Annotated in this window: 15 protein-coding genes, 1 tRNA gene and 6 pseudogenes; 14 read left to right on the top strand and 8 right to left on the bottom strand. The window is 39.0% G+C overall.

Annotation, left to right across the window (positions count from 1 at the left end; all coding sequences use genetic code 11):
- Positions 1-228: 228 nt before the first annotated feature.
- The 8 genes and pseudogenes from BLV99_RS02210 to BLV99_RS02245 all read left to right on the top strand — a co-directional run.
- Complete coding sequence (locus tag BLV99_RS02210) at positions 229-1,062, top strand: p-hydroxycinnamoyl CoA hydratase/lyase (protein ID WP_092687285.1); 834 nt, start codon at positions 229-231, stop codon at positions 1,060-1,062.
- Between the two features lie 39 nt (positions 1,063-1,101).
- On the top strand, positions 1,102-2,553 hold the full coding sequence (locus tag BLV99_RS02215; RefSeq protein WP_092687288.1) for an aldehyde dehydrogenase: 1,452 nt from the start codon (positions 1,102-1,104) through the stop codon (positions 2,551-2,553).
- A gap of 89 nt (positions 2,554-2,642) precedes the next feature.
- Positions 2,643-4,525, top strand: a pseudogene (locus tag BLV99_RS02220) (feruloyl-CoA synthase).
- 83 nt (positions 4,526-4,608) lie between these two features.
- Positions 4,609-5,748: an acyl-CoA dehydrogenase family protein gene (locus BLV99_RS02225; RefSeq protein ID WP_092687291.1), complete on the top strand. Its 1,140-nt coding sequence runs from the start codon at positions 4,609-4,611 to the stop codon at positions 5,746-5,748.
- A 79-nt stretch (positions 5,749-5,827) separates the two neighbouring features.
- Positions 5,828-7,078 (top strand): OprD family porin, encoded by a 1,251-nt coding sequence (locus tag BLV99_RS02230; RefSeq protein WP_092687294.1) that lies wholly within the window; start codon positions 5,828-5,830, stop codon positions 7,076-7,078.
- A gap of 58 nt (positions 7,079-7,136) precedes the next feature.
- Positions 7,137-7,517 carry a PaaI family thioesterase gene (locus tag BLV99_RS02235; RefSeq protein ID WP_092687559.1) on the top strand — a complete coding sequence of 127 codons (381 nt, stop codon included), beginning with the start codon at positions 7,137-7,139 and terminating at the stop codon, positions 7,515-7,517.
- Between the two features lie 250 nt (positions 7,518-7,767).
- Positions 7,768-9,513, top strand: a complete 1,746-nt coding sequence (locus BLV99_RS02240; RefSeq protein WP_092687297.1) for a tannase/feruloyl esterase family alpha/beta hydrolase — start codon at positions 7,768-7,770, stop codon at positions 9,511-9,513.
- Positions 9,514-9,595: 82 nt separating this feature from the next.
- Positions 9,596-9,937, top strand: a pseudogene (locus tag BLV99_RS02245) (transposase); the annotation flags it as partial.
- Between the two features lie 296 nt (positions 9,938-10,233).
- Here BLV99_RS02245 and BLV99_RS02250 read toward each other — a convergent pair.
- Positions 10,234-11,526: a dicarboxylate/amino acid:cation symporter gene (locus BLV99_RS02250; protein WP_086183576.1), complete on the bottom strand. Its 1,293-nt coding sequence runs from the start codon at positions 11,524-11,526 to the stop codon at positions 10,234-10,236.
- A gap of 301 nt (positions 11,527-11,827) precedes the next feature.
- Between BLV99_RS02250 and BLV99_RS02255 the strand changes: the two genes are divergently transcribed.
- Both BLV99_RS02255 and BLV99_RS18685 read left to right on the top strand, forming a co-directional pair.
- Positions 11,828-12,895 (top strand): asparaginase, encoded by a 1,068-nt coding sequence (locus BLV99_RS02255; protein ID WP_086183577.1) that lies wholly within the window; start codon positions 11,828-11,830, stop codon positions 12,893-12,895.
- A 619-nt stretch (positions 12,896-13,514) separates the two neighbouring features.
- A pseudogene (locus BLV99_RS18685) lies at positions 13,515-13,694 on the top strand (transposase); the annotation flags it as partial.
- A gap of 37 nt (positions 13,695-13,731) precedes the next feature.
- On the opposite strand, the gene BLV99_RS02265 reads toward BLV99_RS18685, so the two are convergent.
- From BLV99_RS02265 to BLV99_RS02275, 4 genes are all read right to left on the bottom strand, one after another.
- The gene (locus BLV99_RS02265; protein ID WP_092687300.1) at positions 13,732-14,625 is read right to left on the bottom strand and encodes a LysR family transcriptional regulator; all 894 of its coding nucleotides are present in this window, start codon (positions 14,623-14,625) and stop codon (positions 13,732-13,734) included.
- A gap of 96 nt (positions 14,626-14,721) precedes the next feature.
- Positions 14,722-14,892: a cyclophilin-like fold protein gene (locus tag BLV99_RS18690; RefSeq protein ID WP_425283509.1), complete on the bottom strand. Its 171-nt coding sequence runs from the start codon at positions 14,890-14,892 to the stop codon at positions 14,722-14,724.
- A gap of 52 nt (positions 14,893-14,944) precedes the next feature.
- The gene (locus BLV99_RS18695) at positions 14,945-15,226 is read right to left on the bottom strand and encodes a cyclophilin-like fold protein (protein ID WP_425283504.1); all 282 of its coding nucleotides are present in this window, start codon (positions 15,224-15,226) and stop codon (positions 14,945-14,947) included.
- A gap of 40 nt (positions 15,227-15,266) precedes the next feature.
- Positions 15,267-16,448: an MFS transporter gene (locus BLV99_RS02275; RefSeq protein ID WP_092687303.1), complete on the bottom strand. Its 1,182-nt coding sequence runs from the start codon at positions 16,446-16,448 to the stop codon at positions 15,267-15,269.
- A 332-nt stretch (positions 16,449-16,780) separates the two neighbouring features.
- On the opposite strand from BLV99_RS02275, the gene BLV99_RS02280 reads away from it, so the two are divergent.
- From BLV99_RS02280 to BLV99_RS18380, 3 genes and pseudogenes are all read left to right on the top strand, one after another.
- Complete coding sequence (locus BLV99_RS02280; RefSeq protein ID WP_092687306.1) at positions 16,781-17,845, top strand: alpha/beta hydrolase; 1,065 nt, start codon at positions 16,781-16,783, stop codon at positions 17,843-17,845.
- A 263-nt stretch (positions 17,846-18,108) separates the two neighbouring features.
- Positions 18,109-18,582: pseudogene (locus BLV99_RS18185) on the top strand (MBL fold metallo-hydrolase); the annotation flags it as partial.
- Positions 18,568-19,448 (top strand): annotated as a pseudogene (locus tag BLV99_RS18380) (IS5 family transposase). The pseudogenes BLV99_RS18185 and BLV99_RS18380, both read left to right, overlap by 15 nt.
- Positions 19,449-19,704: 256 nt before the next feature.
- On the opposite strand, the gene BLV99_RS02290 reads toward BLV99_RS18380, so the two are convergent.
- Positions 19,705-22,167 (bottom strand): ExeM/NucH family extracellular endonuclease, encoded by a 2,463-nt coding sequence (locus BLV99_RS02290; protein ID WP_092687309.1) that lies wholly within the window; start codon positions 22,165-22,167, stop codon positions 19,705-19,707.
- A 340-nt stretch (positions 22,168-22,507) separates the two neighbouring features.
- Between BLV99_RS02290 and BLV99_RS02295 the strand changes: the two are divergent.
- Positions 22,508-22,852: pseudogene (locus BLV99_RS02295) on the top strand (transposase); the annotation flags it as partial.
- 279 nt (positions 22,853-23,131) lie between these two features.
- On the opposite strand, the gene BLV99_RS02300 reads toward BLV99_RS02295, so the two are convergent.
- Positions 23,132-23,221, bottom strand: a tRNA-Ser gene (locus tag BLV99_RS02300).
- 97 nt (positions 23,222-23,318) lie between these two features.
- Positions 23,319-25,355: an NADPH-dependent 2,4-dienoyl-CoA reductase gene (locus BLV99_RS02305; protein ID WP_171259139.1), complete on the bottom strand. Its 2,037-nt coding sequence runs from the start codon at positions 25,353-25,355 to the stop codon at positions 23,319-23,321.

Genomic DNA, 25,355 nt, shown 5'->3' on the forward strand with positions numbered 1-25,355 from the left:
CCTGTATAGCTATTTTTCTTTGCAAAAAATAACGTTAAAAATATCACCTAAACTTATATAAAAAACAACCATTATTTTTATAAAAATAAAATAATGTTTATTAAAATGAATAAATACAGTAGTTTATAAAATAAATACAAAATAAGTTAAAAAAGACTTGAATGTAAGTTTAACTGATATTAAATTAAAACCCATGTAGCAACCCTCAGTCATCATGGAGAAACAAAAATGACTTATGAAAATCGTTGGAAAACAGTGGATGTCAAAGTAGAAGCTGGTATTGCTTGGGTGACGTTAAACCGCCCAGAAAAGAAAAATGCAATGAGTCCTACTCTCAATAAAGAAATGATTGATGTTTTAGAAACATTAGAATTAAATCAAGAAGCCGGTGTTGTTGTACTTACTGGTGCAGGCGATTCTTGGACAGCGGGAATGGACTTAAAAGAATACTTCCGTGAGGTAGATTCACAGCCTGAAATCTACAATGAGCGTATTCGTCGTGACTCATGTCGTTGGCAGTGGCAATTACTTCGTATGTACTCTAAACCAACCATTGCGATGGTCAATGGCTGGTGTTTTGGCGGTGGTTTTTCACCTTTAGTAGCCTGTGACTTGGCCATTTCAGCTGATGAAGCCACATTTGGTCTGTCTGAAATTAACTGGGGGATTCCACCCGGAAATTTGGTGAGTAAAGCTATGGCAGACACTGTAGGCCATCGTACTGCACTTTATTACATTATGACCGGTAAAACATTTACAGGCCAAGAAGCTGAAAAAATGGGTCTAGTAAATAAAAGTGTTCCACTCGAACAGTTAAAAGCAGAAGTTACTGAACTGGCCAATATTCTGCTGGAGAAAAACCCTGTTGTACTGCGTACTGCTAAAAATGGCTTCAAGCGCTGTCGTGAACTGACTTGGGATCAAAATGAAGATTATTTATACGCAAAACTTGATCAGTGTATTCACCGTGATACCGAAGGTGGCCGTGAAGAAGGTTTAAAACAGTTCTTGGATGAAAAAACCATTAAACCAGGTTTACAAAGCTATAAACGTACTGGCTAATTTCACACTCATTAATGGACATGTAAGGAAACATTACCCATGCAAAATGTACAGTTACTGATTCACGGACAATCTGTAAATTCAAGTTCAGCACAAACTTTTGAGCGAATTAGCCCAATTGATGGCACGGTAGCATCAGTTGCTTCAGCAGCAACGCTTAAAGATGTCGATAAAGCAATTGAATCAGCACATCGAGCATTTGATGTCTGGTCTAAATTGTCACCGACTGAACGTCGCTTAAGATTATTAAAAGCTGCTGATCTGATGGATCAAAAGACTGAACAATTTATCCAGATTGGTATGCGTGAAACAGGTTCAACTGCCACATGGTATGGGTTTAATGTTCACCTTGCTGCCAATATGCTTAGAGAAGCCGCAGCCATGACCACACAAATTGATGGCAGTATTATTCCATCTGATGTACCAGGTAACTTGGCTATGGGTATTCGTGTACCGTGTGGTGTGATTGTGGGTATGGCTCCGTGGAATGCCCCCGTTATTTTGGCTACACGGGCACTAGCAATGCCTTTGGCTTGTGGCAACACTGTGGTATTAAAAGCGTCAGAAGCCTGCCCTGCCACGCATCGCCTCATTGGCGAAGTATTACTTGAAGCGGGATTAGGCGAAGGTGTTGTGAATGTAATCACGCATTCTGCCGCCGATGCGCCTCAAATTGTAGAGCGCTTAATTTCACACCCTCTTACCAAACGGATTAACTTTACAGGTTCGACGCATGTCGGAAAGATTATTGCTGAGACTGCGGCAAAATATTTAAAACCCGTATTACTTGAACTCGGTGGTAAAGCACCAGTACTGGTTCTTGATAAAGCCAATCTTGAAGATGCAGTAAATGCAGTTGCATTTGGCGCCTTTTTTAACCAAGGGCAAATTTGTATGTCGACGGAACGTGTTTTAGTTGATGACCAAATTGCCGATCAATTTATTGAAAAATTAATTGAAAAAACCAAAACTATTGAGGCTGCTAATCCCCTTCAAGGGAATTACCCTTTGGGTGTATTAGAAAGTGAAAAAGCTGCAAATCGATTACGTCTTTTATTAGAAGATGCTCAAGCAAAAGGGGCGGATTTGCCACTCGGAATTCATATTCAGGGTGCTATGATGCAGCCGACTATCATTGTGAATATTACTCAAGAAATGAAGCTCTATCGTGAAGAATCATTTGCACCTGTATGCACGATTCAACGCTTTAAAACGGATGAAGAAGCCATTCAACTTGCCAATGACAGTGAATTTGGTTTGTCTTCCGCAGTATTTAGTCAAAATATTGTTCAAGCTTTAGCAGTAGCAAAACAAATCGAATCAGGGATTTGTCATATTAATGGTGCAACGGTTCATGATGAAGCGCAAATGCCATTTGGTGGTGTAAAACAAAGTGGTTATGGTCGCTTTGGTAGTAAAGTATCGATTGCCGAATTTACTGAGCTGCGTTGGATTACCATTCAAACAACCCCAAGACACTATCCAATTTAAATATAGACAGGGATCAAGAGTAAGAAAAATAGACTCTTGATTCAAATGGACTAAAAATAGTTATAAAAAAATTGATATGGAGTAAGGCAATGGCGCAAATGAATGCTGCCCCACAAAACTATCCAGAGCGTTTAGTCAAACTTGGTGGGCATGAAATTAATTTTCATTATGATAATGAAACGCTCTATATATCTCCAAAAGAACAATTGAAAGATTATCCGCAAAAACTGACGGATCGCTTACTCCAGTATGCTGAATCACATCCCGATCGAACCTTTGCTGCAAAACGAAATGCTCAAGGTGAATGGACGAAACTCAGTTATTCAGATACGGTACAAAAAGCATGGCATATTGCACAAGCTTTACATAACCGCAGTGATTTATCGGCCGAACGTCCGCTGCTGATTTTGTCTGGGAATGATTTAGAGCATCTATTACTGTCAATGGGTGCCATGCTAGCAGGTGTACCCTTCTCTGCTATTTCTCCTGCTTATTCCTTAATTTCTCAAGATTTTGACAAGCTTAAACATGTTTTCAATGTTTTAACACCAGGATTGGTTTTTGCAAATGATGGAAAAGCTTTCGCAAATGCAATTCAAAGCTGTGCCAAGCCAGATGTAGAAGTTATTACAAACTCTGGAATTCTAGGCAATATGGCATGCACACCATTTCAAAGTTTACTTGATACGCCAGTGCATAATGTTCAAGATCATTATGAATGTCTAGATGAGCATCAAATTGCCAAATTCTTATTTACTTCAGGCTCCACAAAACTACCCAAAGCTGTTCCGACGACACATCTAATGTTGTGTTCGAATCAACAGATGCTTTTACAAACATTTCCTGAATTTGAAGATACACCGCCGATATTATTGGACTGGCTATCTTGGCATCATACTTTTGGCGGAAGCCATAATGTTGGCATTGCACTCTACAACGGCGGAACTATTTATATTGATGATGGTAAACCAGTTACGGGCAAGTTTGATGAAACCATCAAAAATTTAAAAGAGATTTCTCCAACCGTATATTTAAATGTGCCCAAAGGTTGGGAAGAACTGACTGAAGCTTTAGAAAAAGATAAAGCGTTAAGAAATACCTTTTTTGCTCAAGTTAAAATTTTATTTTTTGCAGGTGCAGCACTCTCAGAAGCTGGATGGAACCGTTTAGATCGTATTGCCCAAGAACATTGCGGTGAACGTATTCGCATTATGTGTGGTTTGGGGATGACCGAGACTGCACCATCCTGCACATTTTCTACGGGGCCTCATGTAAAAGCAGGTTTTATTGGCTACCCTGCACCTGGCTGTGAAATTAAACTTGTTCCCAGCCATGACAAATTAGAATTTTGTGTGCGTGGCCAAAATGTCATGCGGGGCTACTGGCGTTTAACTGAAAATCAACAAAATCAAGTTTTTGATGAAGAAGGTTTCTACCGTACTGGTGATGCAGTCCGTTTGGTGGATGAATCTGACCCAAGTCAAGGCCTCATGTACGATGGCAGAATTGCCGAAGATTTCAAGTTAAATACAGGTACTTTTGTCAATGTCGGAACATTACGCAATAAAGTTCTGATCCAAGGCAATCAACTCATTCATGATGTTTGTGTTACGGGTTCTAATTTAAATGCGATTGGTTTTTAATCTTCCCGAAATTACAAGCGTGCGCGGCTTATGCAGGTTTGAAATTAACAGAACATTCAGCTGAAGAAATTTTACAACACCCCAAAATCCAACATTGGTTTAAACAATTCTTGATTGAATTTAATAAAGATGCCACGGGCAGTTCTAATCGTGTGGCCATGTTGTATTTGATGACCGAAGCACCACATTTAGATCTGGGCGAAGTGACCGATAAAGGTAATCTAAATCAAAGCAATATTTTAAAAAGACGTAGCAATCTCGTCGATGCCTTATATAGCAAAGTTACTGAGCATTCGCTGATCATTAGAATTCCTACCCTGAATAATTAGCCTTAAGCACAAGAAAAACAACTCTATTTTATAGAGTTGTTGATCCCCCTTTGTCTTTAACTTTTTACCCAATAGGTAAAACTATGCAATTAGATAGCGAATTTGAACTGTTTAGAGATAATTTTCGACGGTTTTTAAATGAATACGTTGCCCCATATTATGAGCAATGGGAAGAACAAGGATTAATTCCGCGTGAAATTTGGAACAAACTTGGTGAAAATGGTTTTCTTTGTGTCGATGTACCAGAACAGTATGGTGGATATGGCGCACCAGTCCACTATTCACTGATGTTGGTTCAAGAAACTGCTCAAGCAGGTTTTACTTCACTGGCTGTAGCCATCGGTGGACAAAGTGAACTGGTTTCCCCTTATATTCAAAATATAGGGTCAGAACAACAAAAAAACTTTTGGCTCCCCAAAATGGTGACGGGTGAAGTCGTTAGCGCGATTGCCATGACAGAAGCCAATGCTGGCTCAGACTTACAAGCCATTCGAACTCAAGCGATTTTGCACAATGAACATTATCTTGTCGATGGTTCTAAAACATTTATATCGAATGGTCATCATGCAGATCTGATTGTATTGGTGGCAAAAACAGATCCTCAAGCACGCGCCAAAGGCATTTCAATTTTATTGGTCGATGCACAACTTGAAGGTGTGAAAAAAGGTCGCTGTCTTAAAAAAATTGGGTTACATGCCCAAGACACTGCCGAACTTTTTTTTGATCAAGTTCACGTTCCCATCAACCAACTCTTAGGTGAAACAGGCAAAGGTTTTAGCTACCTGATGCAAGAATTACCTCGAGAGAGACTCAGTATTTCCATGATGGCGCTTGGTTCCATTTTAGGTGCAATTGAACTGACCAAAAGCTATGTCCAAGAACGTAAAGCCTTTGGTCAAGCACTAAGTCAATTTCAAAATACCCGATTTGTCCTTGCACAGGCTCAAATTAAAGCAAAGGCTGCGCAAGCTTTTGTGCAGCAATGTGCCGCTTTATATAGTCAAGAGCAACTTACCGTCTCTGAAGTCGCGGCACTGAAATGTTTTATTACCGATACCCAGTGCGAAATTATGGATCAATTACTCCAGTTGTTTGGTGGCTACGGCTATATGCAGGAATACCCAATTTCACGCTTTTTTGTCGATGCACGTGTGCAAAAAATCTATGGCGGCACCAATGAAATTATGAAAGAAATCGTGGCTCGCGAGCTACTAGGAAAATAGGTCTAAAGATAGGCAAATTCGGGTAATACGGGGGTCGTATTACTTTTAGAACAAGAAAGTCGTTTCAGGAAGAAATGCTATGCACAAAATTTGGATTACCTCATCAATGCTTTTATCTACACAAATATTTGCAAGTCATTTTATTGACAACAGCAGTGTAGAATTAACCACGCGAAATTTTTATTTTGATCGAGATTATCAAGAACAATCTGCTTATCCAGCTGCAAAAGACTGGTCTCAAGGATTTATCTTGAAAGCAAATTCTGGCTATACCGAAGGGAAAGTTGGTTTTGGTTTAGATATTTTAGCAACAGCAGGATTTAAGCTAAATGCTGATGCCGAGTATGCTGGCACTGGAAATTTACCGCGTGATACCCGTACCAATGAACCAGCCAGTAGCTATGGTGAAATTGGGGTAACAGCGAAAGCTAAAATGAGTCAGACGGAAATTAAAGTTGGCACACTCATGCCAATGAACCCAGTTTTAGTGGCTTCCCCTGCACGTTTATTGCCTCAAACTTATCGGGGTATTTCCGTTCAGTCAAAGGATATTCAAAAGCTTGACCTACAGGCAGCTTATATTGATCAAGTCAATCATCGTGATTCGACCAACTACGAAAACATTAAAATTTCTGGGGTAAATGGACGCTTTATACCTGCGGAAACGGATGGACTTTATTACGTAGGTGGTCATTACGATTTGAATAAAGCTTTTAAATTCACTTCATTTTATTTGGATGTCGAGGATTTATACAATCAAGCCTTAATTGGTATACAGCATAAATATATGCTGAATGAGCAGACTATCCTTACTTCACAACTACGCTACTACCGAAGTCGTGATGAAGGACAAGCCAAAGCTGGATTGGTCAATAATGATTTACTGCATGCACATTTTGAATTAAAGCATGATCAGCATAAATTTATTTTTAGCACATTCCAACATCATGGTGAAACCGCATTTCCTTATTTATCAGGCGGTGAAACAGGTCTACTTATTGACACATGGCCGGGTGAGTTCTTAAACCCAAAAGAAAAAGTATATAGCTTTCGCTATGAATATGACTTTAAAAACACCATACCCGGTCTTCGTTTTATGACACGCTACACGACTGGACATAATATTTATGCACCGAATTTAGGCGGCACAGACTTAAAAGAGGATGAACTCGATTTTGATCTGGGTTATACCGTTCAAAGTGGCTTGCTTAAAAATTTAGGCCTACGTGCACGTTATGCCATTTACGATAACAACATGCTACCTACCGCTAATATTAAACCAGTCAATGAAACAAGAATTAATATTGATTACACATGGAAATTTAAATAACTATTTTTATAAACCCTATTTCTTTGTGATTAGGGTTTATTTTTTAGGGAAAATCAGAATGATAAATATAAAAAACTTACCTCCCATTCATCATTTATTAAATGGACACGACTTGAATTGGGATGAAAGTTTAGCTCAAATTCATGTGAAATATACAGCCTTAGAAAGCTTTACCAATCCAAGGGGTAACGTCGAGGGCGGTATGATTTGTGCAATGTTAGATGATGCAATGGGACTTTTAGCAACAATGAATACATCCCAAAAGCCAGCGGCAACAATTAATCTCACCATGGATTTCTTTAGACCATGTGACATTGGGGTCATCGAAGTAAAAGCATGCTTTATAAAACAAGGCAATAAAATCTTAAATATTGAAAGTGAAGCTTGGCAACATAAAAAGTTGGTCGCAAAAAGTTCAGCTGCATTTATGGTTCTATAAATACCGTATTCATTTGGCGAATGATCAAGCACTTTAAAAAACCAAACTGATTGCAGCAGCCTAATCAATAGGAAATAGCACCCTTATTTTATTCAGCAATTCATTCAAAATATTTAAAGCCACAAATTCTAAGCCAGTCATTTAGACCTTTGAAACACCTTGCATAATTTAGTCATTAATTTATGCCACATCAATTTTTATTCGACACAAACGTTGACGTAAACGGAAATCACCAACATAAGGAATATGTATGCAAAAAAAATTGCGCTCCATTTTTACCACAAGCAGTAGCATATTGGGTATGAGCCTACTTTTAGCCAGTTGTGGGAGTGAAAATGAAACACCGCCTATAACACAACAAACGATTCCACAACTTACTCCTGCTGTTGGAGCCTCAATAAAAGGCAGTTGTGATGATTTAAAATCTTTCTTCTTTGAACACACGACCATTACTACAGCGACTTTACAAAATGCAGGCAGTTTGAGTGTGGCAAACAAACCGATAAGAGCACATTGCTTAGTCACAGGACACATGTATTCGCGTATAAGTCCTGTAGATGGGCAACAATATCAAATTGGATTTGAAATGCGCTTACCCGTGGACTGGAATGGTCGTTTTCTTTATCAAGGTAATGGAGGTACGGATGGTAATATTGCGCAAGCTGTAGGTAATGTGGGTAGCGGTGGCCCATTAACAAATGCCTTATATGAGGGCTTTGCGGTCATTTCATCTGATGCAGGACACTCCGCACAGCAAAATCCGACATTTGGAATAGATCCTCAAGCTCGAATTGATTATGGCTATGGCGCAATTACCAAACTAACACCAATGGCAAAAGATTTAATCAAGTTCGCTTATGGAAAACGACCTGATCGCTCATATGCTGGCGGTACATCAAACGGTGGAAGACATGCCATGATTGCAGCTACTCGTTTAGCCAATGAGTATGATGGTATTTTAGCCAGCTCACCTGGATTTCATTTACCACGTGCAGCAGCCGCACAGCTCTATACCGCACAGCAATTACGCACCATTGCGACTGATGAAAATGATCTCAGTACTGCCTTTACGATGTTTGAACGACAAACAGTTGCTAATTCTATTTTGGCGCGTTGTGATCAACTTGATGGAATCACTGATGGATTAGTTCAGGATGTTGAAGCATGTCGCTCTGCATTCGATATTCACGAACACGTGCCTGTATGCCAAAATGAAAGAAACGGAAGCTGTCTAACTACAGAACAAATTCAGGCTATTTCTAATATTTTTACTGGACCTGTTAATTCTAAAGGTGAAGCACTATATGCAACTCAACCTTATGATCCGGGTTTACTCGGAAGCAATTGGGCAAGTTGGAAATTTGAATCATCTGTAGGCACAGCACGAGACCCTGTTGCAGTCGGTATTATTTTTCAGGTTCCACCTGATTTAAGCATTATTCAAAATTCTAGACAGTTTGCATTCGATTTTAATTTTGATACCGATTATCCAAAATTATCAGCATCCAATGAAATCTACCAAGAAAGTGCAATGTCCTTTATGTTGCCACCGAATGAGCTGAATTTAGATACACTCCTTTATCGTGGTGGAAAAATGCTGATTGTGCAGGGAACTGCGGATGGTGTTTTTTCTGTAGATGACACTCAAAATTGGTATGACAAGCTCGTACAAACATATGCGACAAACACCTCAGCAAAAACCACTGATTTTGCACGTTTTTTCCGTGTCCCCGGCATGAATCATTCACGTGCAGGAATTGCAACAGATCAATTTGATGCACTTCATGGTTTAGTACGATGGGTTGAATATGGTGAAAAACCTGAACGTATTATTGCTGCTGCAAGAGGTGTTGGAAATATGAGTGGTCAAATCAATACTGAGTTACCATCTGATTGGGCACCTAATCGCACTCGTCCTCTCTGCGCTTACCCACTGATTGCACGTTATAGTGGTCAAGGTGATAGTGAAAAAGCCGAGAACTTCAATTGTAGTTAATCAAGGCTTTGTTATACACATCTATCACTAGGCTTATTCAACTCTATAATTCTCCAATGAATAAGCCTGCACCTGATATCAGTACTCGACTCTAAGTCATCGTCAAAAATACATTAATATTGAAATTAGTTACCAAAAAAGTGATGGTAGGCTTCATCTCTTAATTAACAGTACAAGTTTAAAACTTCTTGGTGAAGGAAATGGAAGCGTAAGAAGCATCAACCTGAATATCGTCGACAATGGTGTAAGCTACATATTGGAATTGATGCTGAAATACTGCATCAAATTATTAGGCGATAAACTCAGTTCAAGAAGCTTTCAAAGTCAGGTCAATGAAATTCATGCAAGTCTAGCAGTGTTGAATAGATTCGCTGAACTAGGCAGACCTCACACCCCTTGCAAAGCAGTGCTTCTCATATCTTAAATTTGAGGAAGTTAAGAGTACTTTTACTTTTAAATATTTGTGCAACAAAGTCAAATTTAAACAAAATCCTCAGTAATAAAAACACTTTCTTCTAAATGGCACACTTTATCGTCAATAAGAACAACTTTTGTAAATTCCCCCAAACGTCCACAATAAAGAGTATCTAGAACAAGTCGATGTAAGCCAGCGTTTTGTAATTGGCATGAAGAACTTCGCAGCAGCCTGATTTTAATGCTCTCAACTAAAAAAACACCACTTTATGTGATGTTTTTTATCTAACTGGGAGAGTTCAATGCTTAGAAAGAATTCTTCTGCTCAGTTGGAATAAGCGTTTGAACCAAAACTGTCTCGCTTTCCTCTGCTTTATGACTTTCAGTTTTAGCAATGACTGCCGTTGCAACACTATTACCAATAATATTCGTTGCTGTACGTCCCATGTCTAAGAAGTGATCTACTGCAAGAATTAGCAAAATACCCGCTTCTGGAAGTTTAAACATCGCTAATGTTGCAGCAATCACCACCAACGATGCACGAGAAACACCTGCAATACCCTTACTAGTGATCATCAGTGTGAGCAACATCAATATTTGTTGTGAGATACTTAAATCAATGTTATAAGCTTGAGCAATAAATAGCACTGCAAAAGACATGTAAATCATTGAACCATCGAGGTTAAATGAGTAGCCTAATGGCAGGACAAAGCTGATAATACGCTTTGGTACACCAAATTTTTCCAATGCTACCATTAGTTTTGGATAAGCAGATTCACTACTTGCTGTTGCAAAACCTAATACCGCAGGTTCACGAATGGTCTTAAGCAAACGGAATACATCTTTTTTCAGGAAGATATAGCCAACGCTAATAATCACAGCCCAAAGAATGAAAAGACTGGCATAAAAGTCGCCTATAAAAATACTATAGTCGATAATGATTTGTGGCCCTTTTAAGGTAATCGCAGAAGCGATTGCCGAGAAAACAGCAATAGGAGAAAACATCATAACGTAATCAGTAATACGGAACATGACACGGCACAATTCATCAATAATTTTCGCAATGACCGTACCTTCATCTTGTTGATGATGCACGTAGGCTAAGGCTGAACCAAAGAAAATAGAGAAGATTAGAATCTGTAAGATTTCATTATTTGCCATCGCCTCGGCGAAGCTTTTTGGAAAAATATGCGTAATAAAGGCTTGTATATTTAAACTGGTTGCACTGACACCTACATCAACAGGTGCTGTAGGAATTGGAAGATTCATTCCTGCACCAGGTTGTAATAAGTTTGCCATGCCCATGCCTAAAAGCAAAGAGATGAGAGATGCACCAATAAACCAGCTCATGGCTTTAAGCGTAATCGAGCCCAATGATGATGATTTACCCATTGAGATTAGCCCAGAAACAATTGTTGCAAAGACCAATGGGGCAATAATCATTTTAATTAATCTTAAGAATACATCTGTAAGAATTTTAAAATATGAAGCGATATTTTCAGCTTGAGTAGTACTCAAATTACTATGAAAAAGCCAACCAATTAGTATTCCAGAAACCATAGCAACTAGAATAAATTTTAATAGTTTTTTCTGATCCATAAAAACTTCCTTTTAATACCCTAAAATCGATAAAAACATCTTATTGTTTTATAAAATGTTTTGATTTTTTTCCATCCAAGCCAAATATCCATTTAACTTAGGGGTGTTGGCAGAATCTATCGAAAGTTGATCAGAATTGAAAATGCAAAAAAGTATTTTTCTATGCAAAATTTGCATGGAGATTATTAAGAAAATATACAAAATGCCAATGACAGTATTCATTAAAGGAACTTAAATATTGTCAATGTTTGCACAAATCAAACATTGTTGTTAATGGAATTTAAGAACTAGGATCTGGTTAATGATAAGTAAAACTCTCCAATCATGCGGCTTGGCACTCACCCTTTTAGCATCATCCATGGCACTTTACGCAAAAAATAATGTCGTAGTGGTTGCTACTGGCGGAACGATTGCTGGTGCAGGTGCAAGTTCAACCAATAGTGCAACTTATAGCGCGGCTAAAGTTCCAGTTGATGCACTGATCAAAGCTGTACCACAAGTAAATGATCTGGCGAATGTAACGGGAATACAGGCACTGCAAGTTGCATCTGAAAGTATTACTGACAAAGAATTGTTATCTTTAGCGCGTCAAGTCAGTGATTTAGTAAAGAAACCTTCTGTGAATGGTGTAGTCATTACTCATGGTACGGATACCATGGAAGAAACAGCTTTTTTCTTAAATTTAGTGGTACATACTGATAAACCGATTGTACTGGTTGGCTCTATGCGACCTTCGACTGCAATGTCGGCAGATGGCCCACTAAATCTATATAGCGCTGTTGCTTTGGCTTCTTCGGATGAAGCTAAAAACAAAGGCGTGATGGTCTTAATGAATGATTCGATTTTTGCCGCACGAGATGTGACCAAAGGCATTAATATTCATACCAATGCTTTTGTGAGCCAATGGGGAGCTTTGGGTACTTTAGTTGAAGGTAAGCCGTATTGGTTCAGAAGTTCAGTGAAAAAGCATACCAATAATTCCGAGTTTCATATTGATAAAATTCAGGGTGATGCGTTACCTAGCGTTCAAATTGTCTATGGTTCAGATTCTATGATACCTGATGCATACCAAGCATTTGCCAAAGCTGGTGTAAAAGCGATTATTCATGCAGGAACTGGCAATGGTTCTATGGCGAATTATCTGGTGCCAGAAGTAAGAAAACTGCACGATGAGCAAGGTATTCAAATTGTCCGTTCATCACGTGTAGCACAAGGTTTTATCATTCGGAATGCCGAACAGCCTGATGATAAATATGGTTGGATTGCTGCACATGATTTAAACCCACAAAAAGCCCGAATTTTGACTGCTTTAGCACTAACCAAAACCAATGATGCTAAGCAAATTCAGGAGATGTTCTGGAAATATTAAGCGTTGAAACAAATCTATCAGCGTTGAAAAGCCCGATTCTAGCGATTACATCTAGAATCGGGCTTTTTATTTAAATAACAACTAGGGCGTGTCATCAATTAGGTTGATAAAATTTGACGCGTCCTTATTATTCTTTTATGACTAAACGCTATGCATTAAGAGACGATCAATGGGAACAGATTAAAGATCTGTTAGGCATTACTGTTAAAAAAGACGTTGATCCATCCCAAAACAGACCCTGAGCTTACAACGAAATTTATTGATTCTCTTGATGTATTAAAGACTAAACATTCCTTGCACGGCAATGCTGCTCATTATTTTGATGAAAGTGGATTTAAATCCCATGATCATCGACCTTAGGGTTATGCGCCAAAAGGTTTTGTCTGTTTGGGGCAGTAAATTGGCAATTGAAGAATCAGACCAATGCGATTGAAGCAGTGCATCATAATCAGTTATTCGCAGTCGGTTTATTTGATTGTAAGATTAATTCAGATGTTTTTCATTTTTGGGTAGAGAGATTTCTTATTCCAGAATTGCCAAAAATAGTGTTGTTATAATGGATAATGCAACATTTCATAAAAGATCAGACACACAAGAATGATTAGAGAATCATGGTCATCAAATTTTATGGTTACCTCCTTATAGCCCTGATCTAAATCCAATAGAAAAAATGTGGGCATGGGTTAAGCGCAAGCGTAAGAGTGGCTTGTTGATTCTATTGATCAGCTATTGCAGTTGTTTTTTCATTTGTGTATGCGAAATTAGACGGTTTGACTATAACTTCCAACTTCTTAACTAACTCGATTATGAAGATGCATTATAAATTTTATAAAACACTAATTAAATCTCAATGTATCAATCACCAACTTCAAGGCTGGAGACTGTTGACGTCGATGTGGGTAATACAGGTGATAACCTTGAAACTGAATACTATATGGTTCAAGTACCTTGACTAAACGACCACCTAACAGATCATCCTCAATCATATCCTCAGGAATATAAGCAATTCCCAAACCTAAGCGCACCGCATCCACACTATGGTAAGACTCATTAAAAACCCACTGTCCATTTATTTTAATCTTGACTTCTAATCCGTCATGTTCAAATTCCCAAGCATATATTCCACCTTGGGTGGTTAAACGAAAACCAATACATGAATGATTATGTAAATCTTGGGGAGTCTGTGGCACACCATTTTTTTCAAAATACTCGGGACTTGCGACGACAGCCATATTGACATCAGGGCCTATACGCACGGCGATCATTCCCTCAGCAACTCGACCGCCAAAACGGACACCTGCATCAAAGCGTTCCGCCACGATATCCACCATGCCGCTATTCGCTGTCAGTTCTATATGGATGTCTGGATAAAGTTGGGTCAACTGCTGTAATTTAGGTAATAAAATTTGTCGAATCGCATGGCTACTGGCATTAATTCTTACAGTACCCGCAGGGCTATCCCTCAGTTTGGTAAGTAATGAAAGTTCATTATCAATATGGTCAAAACTGGAACTGATAGTTTGACGTAACCGTTCTCCAGCTTCTGTTGGCGATACACTTCGAGTAGTTCTCGTGAGCAGCAACATCCCCAAGCGTTCTTCCAGCCCACGGATGGTATGGCTCAGTGCAGATTGGGAAACCCCTAGCTTTCCTGCTGCCTTGGTAAAACTTCCCTCCCGTGTCACCATTAGGAAAGCATAAAGATCATTGTAATTTTCTTTGGGCAGCACGAGGATTTATCCCATTTAAAACACTGGTTGAGCAGTTGATGATCAGAATAATACAATGCTTCTTTTCTTTGTCCAAGTTTGGGGGTAGAGATGATATTATTTCTGATTAAATCTGATTTCAACATCACCATTTCCCAGAATTTCAGCCAATTTCTCTGGATGATTCACTTTGCCAAGTCGGGTATAGGAATAAGGGGATGCAAAAATTTGGTAAAACACCACCAGTGTCTTTGAACCATATAACATCAGATCGCCATTATGAATAATACCTCGACGCTTTTCATCTGTCGGTAAAGTACCCGATAATTGACCGTGTTTTTCATTGCCATAGTTCCTCCATTTGTAATATTAAAGGTAATTGTGATGCAAATGCATGCGTTGTGGCATGATCTTCAAGTGTTACCTCAAAACGATGTCCATTCACTGTCATCCACATATTTAATTGTCCCTTTTTCGAGATTGGTTGTGCTGGATTCTGCTGGCTTCCCGTTTGAGTTAAATCTTGAGCAATCACTGGTAAATTTGTTGCTGCACCTTGCTCTTCACCACAAGCACTTAATCCTGTCATGGTTGCAATGACCATGACAAACACTATTCTCATTCGTTGCCTTAGATTCATTTTTTAATTTTCCTTAAAACTTTTACTTCGTGGTTAATCGTGAAGTCAAAATGGAAGAAATCACTAAAATAATGGCACTGACCACAAAAGTTACCTGATAACCACTATGGTCAAATAGCACACCACCTAGAGTTGAACCTAAAGCAATTGCAAGCTGAACAACCGCAACCATTAATCCACCACCAGCTTCAGCATCATTAGGCAAGGTACGGGCCAACCAACTCCACCATCCTACAGGTGCGGCTGTTCCCAGAAATCCCCATATACCCAGTAATACAGCTACCACCATTGGCCATGTACCCAAAAAGATCAGGGTTACTGCAATGACCGCCATCATGATTGGGATAGTGATTAAAGTTGTATAAAAACCACGTTTCAGGAAAGTATTAATGACACTGGTGCCAATAAAGCCCATCACTCCAATACCAAGCAGAATCAGGGATAAGGTCGAAATATTAACTTGGGTGATGGTTTCTAGGAATGGTCTGACATAGGTATAAAGCGAGAACTGCCCCATAAAAAATAAGCTTACAGCCAGCATACCAATCATCACTACAGGATTGCGCAACAACCCCACAATCGATGGGCGCTTTTCTGCTGGCTCAGATGTAACTGGCATTGATGGCAGGCTGATCCACTGCCAGATAAATGCCAGTATGGCAACGGGAACCAAACTAAAAAATGCACCTCGCCAGCCAATGATTGATCCCAGATAACTGCCTAAAGGTGCAGCAATAACCATAGCCAAGGCATTACCACTATTAAAGATCGCCAATGCACGAGGAACTTGTACACTTGGTACTAAACGCATCGCCATTGCTGCCGACATTGACCAGAACCCACCGATCACCATACCAATCAGTGCCCGTCCAATCATGTATACCGTATAGCTTTGTGCAAGTGCAACAATTGCACCTGACACTGCCATGATGGCAGTTAAAATTAATAATAGGGTTTTACGGTTGATGCCTCCTGCCAAGCGAGAGATTGTCAAACTCGTCATGACCGCAAACGCCCCTGAAATGGCAATTCCCTGTCCCACCATTCCCTCAGTAATTGTAAGATCTACCGCAATCGGGGTAAGTAAACTGACTGGCATAAATTCAGAGGCAATCAATGCGAAAACACATAAGGTCATTGCAAAAATACCACTCCAATAAGCAGGTGGTTCCACATGGTTTTGTTTTTCTTGAGGACTTGACATCGTTATGCCCGACATAAGTAAAATTGAGACGTCAATTATAAAAATAAGAATACCCGAGAATAAGTGGGCTAAACAGAATAGAGTTATGTATATAATTCATGAATCAATATCTAAAGTTATGCTATGAATGTCCACTACTTAGGTTTGATTCAAATAATAAATTCGCCATTAACCTATTAATATCTAAAAATTAAAAGACTTCACTCTCCAACTCATGAATATTACTCATAAGTCTATGCTGTTTTTTTAGACTAATCCTGAGCATCTGAAGCCGTTAAACTTTCTTCCCTACCTAAATTCGTTAAAACAAATCTTATACGGGAGCTGAGATCATGCAAACACGTATGGAAAAATTTCGCAATGTAGCCTTAACCGCAGCTCTGGCAGCTACAGTCGGTTTATTTTCTTCCACCTCAACAACGGCGGCAGATATGTCAAACGGTGCAAATAACTTTTATCAAAGTAGTCAGGTCACCATTCAAAAGGTGACTTTTAAAAATCAGTACAATATGAACATTGTGGGTAATCTGGTGATTCCTAAAAATTTTAAGAAAAACACCAAGGCACCAGCCATTGTCATTGGACACCCAATGGGAGCAGTCAAAGAACAAAGTTCCATGCTCTATGCCCAAAAGTTAGCGGAACAAGGTTTTGTGACGCTTGCAATCGATCAGTCATTCTGGGGTGAAAGCGATGGTCAGCCTCGCAACGTGGTCGCACCCGATATCTATGCTGAAGCATTCAGTGCGGCTGTAGACTATTTGGGAACCCGTGATTTTATTGACCGTAACCGTATTGGCGCTTTAGGGATTTGTGGTAGTGGTAGCTTTGTCATCAGTGCAGCGAAAATTGATCCACGTATGAAAGCAATTGCAACTGTCAGCATGTACGACATGGGGGCAGCTAACCGTAATGCATTAAACCATTCTCAAACCTTAGAGCAGAGAATACAGATTATTGCTGACGCAGCTCAACAGCGTTATGTGGAATTTACTGGGGGTAAAACAGAATATACCAGTGGTACCGTGCATGAACTTACTGCCGCCTCCCATCCTATTCAACGTGAATTTTATGACTTTTACCGTACTCCACGTGGTGAATTTACGCCTAAAGGTTCAAGCCCAGAGTTGACTACACATCCAACTTTAACCAGTAATGTCAAGTTCATGAATTTCTATCCATTTAATGACATAGAAACCATCTCACCTCGTCCAATGTTATTTATTACTGGTGATCAGGCACATTCCAAAGAGTTCAGTGAAGATGCCTATAAACGTGCTGGTGAGCCTAAAGAACTGTATTACGTCAAGGGTGCAGGACATGTTGATCTTTATGATCGTGTTGATTTAATTCCTTTTAACAAATTAACTGACTTCTTTACTAAAAACTTAAAGTAACCCTTATCTTAACCAAGTTGTGCTGACTCAAATCAACTTGGCTTTTTTTAATTGGAAGCCCAGGTTATTGTCCAACCATGATGAGAAAAAAATATAAAGTTAGCCTTATTCTAATTGTAGTAGGTATAGGCATATTATTTACCGCCTGTACCACTTTACATCATCCACAATTTGGAAAGTTACCAGAACAGGTGCGCTTGGAACGAATCAAGCAATCCCCTCATTATATTCAAGATGAATTTATCTATCCTGTTGCAACTCCTATGCTAAGTGATGGAGAAAGTACTCTAAAAATCTTCTGGGATAATTTCTGGGCAGAGAAACAGCAGACTATACCCACACAGGCCATTCCAACTGTTAATACAAATTTATTGGCTTTAAATCCAAAACAAGATGTGGTGATTTGGCTGGGACATTCAGCCTATTATATTCAGTTGGCTGGAAAACGAATTCTGGTAGATCCCGTCCTCAGTGATCATGCCGCACCTTTTTCATTTTTAGTGAAAGCATTTAAAGGAAGTACGCTATATAAAGCCGAAGATATTCCTGAGATTGACTATTTGCTAATTTCCCACGATCACTATGACCATCTGGACTATGCGACCGTAACCCAGCTCAAGGATAAGGTTAAAAATGTCGTCGTACCGCTTGGTATTGGTTCACATTTTGAATACTGGGGTTATCCTTTATCAAAGATCCATGAAAATGACTGGTTTGATACCCTGAGAACTGATACTGGTTTAAACATTCATACTTTAATCAATCGAGGTAATATCTCGATTTGGTTTGATTCCAATACTCAATGGTATGCCCAACCAAAAGGTAAACAAGGACGAAATCAAACCTATTCCGATACAGCTATTCAATGCTGTTTGATGATCAAATCTCTATTTCGACTTTCTTTAGGCATGGTTACTGGCTTTGTTCAGAGCCTGATTAAACTTTGCTGTTTAGATTCGACAGCGCCGAATATCAGTGATATTCGTATTCCACCCTTTGTAGAAGACAAAAGCATATTGATATTGCGATTAGCTATCAAAAAAGCACTGATGGGCTCCATCTACTCGTTGACTCCACTGGCTTGAAGTTTTTGGGTGAAGATGATGGCGTAAAACTGCATATCGGTATAGATGCTAACACACTGCAAATACGTGCTGTACAGCTCACGACGAATGATGTTAGTGATTCGCAAGTACTTGGAGATTTACTTGATCAAATTCCACCAGAGGAGCCGATTTATTCTGTCTATACAGATGGAGCTTATGACACAAAATACTGTAGACAGCTGATGTCAGATCAACAGGCACATGCAGTGATTCCACCAAGAAAAAATGCAAAGCATTGGAAAGATAAAAAAGCTCATTCATTAGAGCGAAATGAGTTACTTCGGACAGTTAAACATTTAGGCAGGACACTATGGAAAAAATGGTCAGGGTATCATCGTCGAAGTTTGGTCGAAACGAAAATGCATTGTATAAAATTATTAGGAGATAAACTCAGTGCTAGGAACTTTCAAAGCCAAGTCAATGAGATTCATGTACGTGTGGCAGTCTTAAATAAATTTACGGCACTAGGCAGACCTCATACCCAAGTTGCAACTTAAATTTGAGTAGCTTAGGGGAACTTTAATTTTTAAATCTTTATGCAACAAAGCCCAGCATCTCTAAAATAAGTATGTTATTTCAATATCAAAATATTTAACAATTGGAATGATTATTCCGCTCACGACCCTCTGACTAAGGTAACATCCAAGCCCCCTTAAATATGAATGGGCTTAAAGAAAAAGGAGAAACATAGTATTTCTCCTTTTAAGCACTTTGTTTATTCGATTTCATGATTTTAAAATCAATATTCTAATCTCAAGATTTACGTCTGCGTATTATGGAACCTAAAACCAAGCCGACTAAAGACAAAATAGACCATAACCCCATGCTGCCACCACCACTCTTCCCGTTATCAATATTATTTGATACAGATTCATTTAAATCTAAATCAACAATCACTGGATCATGGTCTGAAGAACGGAATGCATCATCGCTATAAAATGAAGCTTTTTGCTCATCCGTTTTATATTCTTCATTATAGTCTAAAGCAGTCGGTTCATCGGCATTGATGTGCCATGCAAAAGCGCGTTTCACCATTGGATATAGACTAGCATCTGCAATCGCATGGTCTAAGTTTCCTGAACCACCATTGCCATTAGCATCACTTGCTACACCAAAAACATAACTATATGCTGTTTTACCCTGACCAATTTTTTCGTCATTAACTAAGGCTTTATAGTTGGCTTTCTCCAATGCCAACATTGGATCTTCTTTAGCATAACTATTCATATCACCAACCAATAAATAATTTGGCTTCTCAACCTTAGTTGGATTAGTTGCAATCCACTGCATCAACTTTTGTACAGCAGTCAAACGTGTTGGGTTCCAACAACCTTGACCATCCCCTTGATCAGCATCCAGTGACGTTTTATCGTCAGGGCAACTACCTTTAGATTTTAAATGATTTGGTACAATCGTAAAAATTTTCCCGCCAGATAAAGCTTGGAAGCTTTGCGCCATGGTCACTCGGTTCTTTTGAGTCTGATCATCATAAACCACAGGTTCGCCCACAGGTTTTACACGCTTACTGTTATAAATAATAGCAACGGCAATTGCATCTGTACCGAGTTTTGTCATATTTGGTGGAATAACATATTTCCAATCTGCACCCAAAGCTTTTGTTAAGTACGCTACTGCACTTTTCTCACCATACCCATTGTTTGCAATTTCCATTAATCCATAAACATCTGCATCAATTACTTTTAAAGCACTGACAATTTTCTGATGCTGCTTTTTAAACTCAGATTCAGATGTTGCACCACGTTCTGTAGGAAAACCTTGTACTGTACCATTATCATAATTTAAGACATTAAAAGCAGCGACACGAACTTGCTTAGAATCTTTTGCGATAACAGTTGCATTACGTGAATTGGTTTCTTTTAAAATTTCAGGTAAGACTTTATTTTGAATAGGTTGAATACGCCATGCATTGAAGCGATATTCCAAAATCCCTTCAACATTTTTCAGTTGATAACCTGTTCTTAGTGGATTTAACGCATTGAAGTTTTGTGGCAACCACGGTGTTCTATTTTGATTGCTATAACCATCATCTAAGATAATTTTTGACAATAAATTTTGCTTTGCCAAATTTACTGCTTCAGTAGATTTGGCAGGATATAGATTGGTTGGAATATATAAACGCCCTAGGCTTAATGATAACTCACCAAATCGCCCATAATTATAATTTTCACTAACGGTTAAAGTTTGTGGAATTTTAACCAGCATGCCTTGATATCGTTTAGGTGTATGTCCATTCGCATCCACTAAAGTTGAGAATGGCAATTGTAATGGTGCTGCATTGACGAGACTTGCAGCTTGATTATTACAAGTTTGAATATTGCTGCTCAGCTGGTCAATCTGCAACTGGTTCTGATAAGACGTTAGACGGCCTTTAAGAATAACTTCCTCACCTACTTTCCCACCGGTGACTGTACTACCTGAAGGTAAATAAATAAAAATTGCATTTGTTAAATCTGCTTTGGCTTTACTATCTGGTGTTTGAATATAGAAGCCTGAAAAACCATTTTCATAACGGTAATCAGCAGTAATAACACCGCGAACCACGTACTGTTGATTTTGTGCAGCTGATTGTAAATCTGCAATTGAGGTATCCGCAGCACCACAACCGATAGAAGTCAGTGGCGGTGTTGTTGTGCCAGCACCTAAATAATTGCTGAACGCATTTCGTTCTGACCATTTTGACCATTCACTATCTAAATCAAAACTAGCGGTTGAATCAATTGAAGTAACATCATTTTTGGTTTTAATTCTGCTTAGACTATTTTGATAACTCGTGATTGCTGTTCCCCAACCATTATTTGCTGGTTTTTCACCAACTCTACCAAAACGATCAATTGGCGCCCCTTTATATAGCAGGACTAGAGCATCATCACCATTGAATGCAAACCCTGCGACTTGATTAACTTTAGAACCAATTTCTGTCTGTAACTCTGAGCGGCCAATAATATACTTTGCTTTGCTTGCCAATGTACCTTGTAATTGAAAAGCTGCTGACTTAGTGGTTGATCCATTTGTAAATTGCTGAATTTCATAATCGGCTAAATTCACTGCACTTCCATCAGGATTATAAATTTCTAATCCTTTACGGTTAGCGGATCCATCAATGTACTGACTAAACATAAGCTGTGCATAGCTTGGAAATGAACAACCTAATAATGCCAAACTCAAGCATAAGGTATGTGGTTTAATATTCATAATGATTTTGAACAGTTGTTAAAATTCTAAGCAGATTAATTTTTATACATGACATCACTATGAATAATTAATTAAAGTTTTAATTTCATTGGTAAAAAAACCTACTAGGTAGGAGGTAAAATTAGAAACTACAGCAATAAAATCTAGGCATGCACTCTATATAAGATTATTTTTCAAACAGTATCAGAATGTTACTTTTTAATTCAATTTAAATAGGAATTAAATTAGGGTCTGTTGACATTTGCTGTTCAAAAAAATAGCGAGAAAGTAAAATTCAATCGCCAAACCAAATTCACTTCTCGCTATGCCTCGTACAATGCTAACTGATTAACACTGGTTAAAGCTGAAATCCATTGTCCATAATTGTTGTATTTATCTCAAACACAATCTTCGAAATTTTATTGAAGCTATTCTTTATCGAATTCGAACTGGATGTCCTTGGCGTGATTTACCCGAAGTTTTTGGAAAGCCAAACTCTATCTTTAAGAAATTCACTCGTTGGTGTAAAGACAGCAAGCTATTAAAAATATTTAAATTATTATCAAATCATGTAGATTTAGAATGGATATTTATTGATGCTAGTCATGTTCGAGCACATCAACATGCGACAGGAATCAAGGATCAAGCTATGTCTAAGAGCGTTGGTGGAAATAGCTCTAAAATTCACTTAGCTGTGGATGCCAATGGAAAAACAAAACTATGAAAATTCAGTTGCTTTAGCCTGCATCTTTATTTGGTTACCATTATGAAATGTCAACAGACCCTAATATTGAAAGAATAATATCAATATAAAATCAGACTTCGATAACATGAAAGCACATCAAACCAAATAAAGTAGCTGTCCCAACCTGTCTTAGATCGTTGTTTTTAGTTTGATCCAATCCAAAATTTGATGAGGGGTAGGTTGAGGGGTAAAATCACAGGCAAGAAAAAAGCCTTTGTAATAACAAAGGCTTTTTTCAAAATTTGGCGGAAGCGGTGAGATTCGAACTCACGGAGGACTCACACCCTCGTCGGTTTTCAAGACCGGTGCATTAAACCGCTCTGCCACGCTTCCATGTGCGCCATAATACGGATATTTTTAAAAACTGACAAGTAAAAATTATAAGCAAAGCGTTCAAATGAATATTGTTTCACCAAATCAACTTAAAAAATCATAATTTGGCTGCTAATTCAGCACCTTCACGAATTGCACGCTTCGCATCAAGCTCTGCCGCCAGTTTTGCACCACCAATAATATGGTAATTTGCCAAAGTATTTTCACCTTCATTTGGCATAATGTCTTTTACTGACTCTTGCCCCGCACAAACCACGACAGTATCGACACGTAAAAGTTGGTCATAGCCGTTGGTTTCAATCCATAAACCTTCATCGGTAATGGATTTATATTGCACACCACGCAACATTTTAACCGCATGTTTTTTAAGTTGTGCGCGATGCACCCAACCCGATGTTTTTCCTAAACCAGCACCTAAAGGTGTCGTTTTACGTTGCAATAAATAGATTTCACGCACAGGATGATCGACTTGTGCGGGCTGCAAACCACCTTCGGAAATATAGTTCGGATTTGGATCAATACCCCACTCTCGTTGCCAGTCTACTAACGGTTGTGGTTGAGGCTGATGTTCTGGTTTCAATAAAAATTCGGAAACATCAAACCCTATACCGCCTGCACCAATCACTGCAACACGATTGCCAACGGCAGCACCCCGTAAAACTTCTGCATACGACAACACTTGTGGCGCATGACTGCCTTCAATTTTTAAACCACGCGGCACAACACCCGTTGCAACAATGACCTCATCAAAACCTTCACGTTCTAATTGCTCACGGTTCACTTTCGTATTTAAACGCAGTTCTACCCCTGTTTTTTCAATTTGGACTTTAAAGTAGCGAATAGTTTCATGGAACTCTTCTTTACCCGGAACAACTTTGGCTAAATTAAACTGCCCGCCAATTTCTTGCGCGGCTTCAAATAAAGTCACCTGATGACCACGACTCGCAGCCACTGTTGCAGCAGACATACCCGCTACACCACCACCGACAACTGCAATTTTTTTCGGTGCTTTGGTCTTTAAATAAACCAATTCAGTTTCATACGCTGCACGAGGATTGACTAAACAAGTGGCACGTTGATTTTTAAAAGTATGATCTAAACACGCTTGATTACACGCAATACAGGTATTAATTTCATCAACACGATTGGTTGCGGTTTTACTCACCCAAAATGCATCTGCCAACAACGGACGTGCCATCTGAACCATATCTGCTTTTCCAGCAGCTAAAATAGCTTCAGCTGTTTCAGGCATATTAATACGGTTTGAAGCGATCACAGGAATAGAGACATGCTTTTTCACTTCTGCCGTATAATCAGCAAATGCTGCACGTGGTACAGACGTGACAATGGTAGGAATACGTGCTTCGTGCCAACCAATACCTGTATTTAGCAATGTTACCCCTGCTTTTTCCAAAGCTTGAGCTACGATAATCACTTCATCCATGGTATTACCATCATGAACCAAATCAAGCATCGACAAACGGAAGCAGATAATAAATTTCTCACCGACTTTCTCACGAATCGCTCTGACAATCTCAACTGCAAAACGCATCCGATTCTGAATATCACCACCCCAACGATCATCACGCTGATTGACATGGCGACTTAAAAACTGGTTCAGTAAGTAGCCTTCAGAACCCATGATTTCTACACCATCATAGCCTGCTTTTTTAGCAATACTGGCAGTATGTGCATAATCATCAATGGTATCTAAAATCTGCTTTTCACTCATTTGACGCGGTTTAAAAGGTGAAATGGGTGACTTAATTGGACTTGCAGACATTACAAAAGGTTGATAACCATAACGTCCTGCATGCAAAATTTGCATCAAAATTTTTGCGCCATGTTTATGCACAGCATGTGTCACTAAACGGTGTGGTGCAACATCGCCCAAGGTATTCATAGTACCGCCCGCAGGAAGTAACCAACCTGAACGGTTGGGTGAAATTCCCCCAGTAATAATTAAACCAACACCACCTTTTGCACGTTCCCCAAAATATGCCGCCAGTTTAGGGTAGTTGTAAAAACGATCTTCCAAACCTGTGTGCATTGACCCCATCACGACACGGTTTTTAATGGTCGTAAAGCCTAAATGAAGTGGTTTTAATATATTTGCATAGCGAGTTGTCATCAT

It is taken from the genome of Acinetobacter kyonggiensis, assembly GCF_900107285.1.
Lineage (GTDB): Bacteria > Pseudomonadota > Gammaproteobacteria > Pseudomonadales > Moraxellaceae > Acinetobacter > Acinetobacter kyonggiensis.

Excerpts from the sequence above, each read along its gene's own strand:
- BLV99_RS02210 (WP_092687285.1), top strand. The coding sequence starts at position 229 with ATGACTTATGAAAATCGTTGGAAAACAGTGGATGTCAAAGTAGAAGCT.
- BLV99_RS02215 (WP_092687288.1), top strand. The coding sequence starts at position 1,102 with ATGCAAAATGTACAGTTACTGATTCACGGACAATCTGTAAATTCAAGT.
- BLV99_RS02225 (WP_092687291.1), top strand. The coding sequence starts at position 4,609 with ATGCAATTAGATAGCGAATTTGAACTGTTTAGAGATAATTTTCGACGG.
- BLV99_RS02230 (WP_092687294.1), top strand. The coding sequence starts at position 5,828 with ATGCACAAAATTTGGATTACCTCATCAATGCTTTTATCTACACAAATA.
- BLV99_RS02235 (WP_092687559.1), top strand. The coding sequence starts at position 7,137 with ATGATAAATATAAAAAACTTACCTCCCATTCATCATTTATTAAATGGA.
- BLV99_RS02240 (WP_092687297.1), top strand. The coding sequence starts at position 7,768 with ATGCAAAAAAAATTGCGCTCCATTTTTACCACAAGCAGTAGCATATTG.
- BLV99_RS02250 (WP_086183576.1), bottom strand. The coding sequence starts at position 11,526 with ATGGATCAGAAAAAACTATTAAAATTTATTCTAGTTGCTATGGTTTCT.
- BLV99_RS02255 (WP_086183577.1), top strand. The coding sequence starts at position 11,828 with ATGATAAGTAAAACTCTCCAATCATGCGGCTTGGCACTCACCCTTTTA.
- BLV99_RS18695 (WP_425283504.1), bottom strand. The coding sequence starts at position 15,226 with ATGAGAATAGTGTTTGTCATGGTCATTGCAACCATGACAGGATTAAGT.
- BLV99_RS02275 (WP_092687303.1), bottom strand. The coding sequence starts at position 16,448 with ATGTCAAGTCCTCAAGAAAAACAAAACCATGTGGAACCACCTGCTTAT.
- BLV99_RS02280 (WP_092687306.1), top strand. The coding sequence starts at position 16,781 with ATGCAAACACGTATGGAAAAATTTCGCAATGTAGCCTTAACCGCAGCT.
- BLV99_RS02305 (WP_171259139.1), bottom strand. The coding sequence starts at position 25,355 with ATGATGACAACTCGCTATGCAAATATATTAAAACCACTTCATTTAGGC.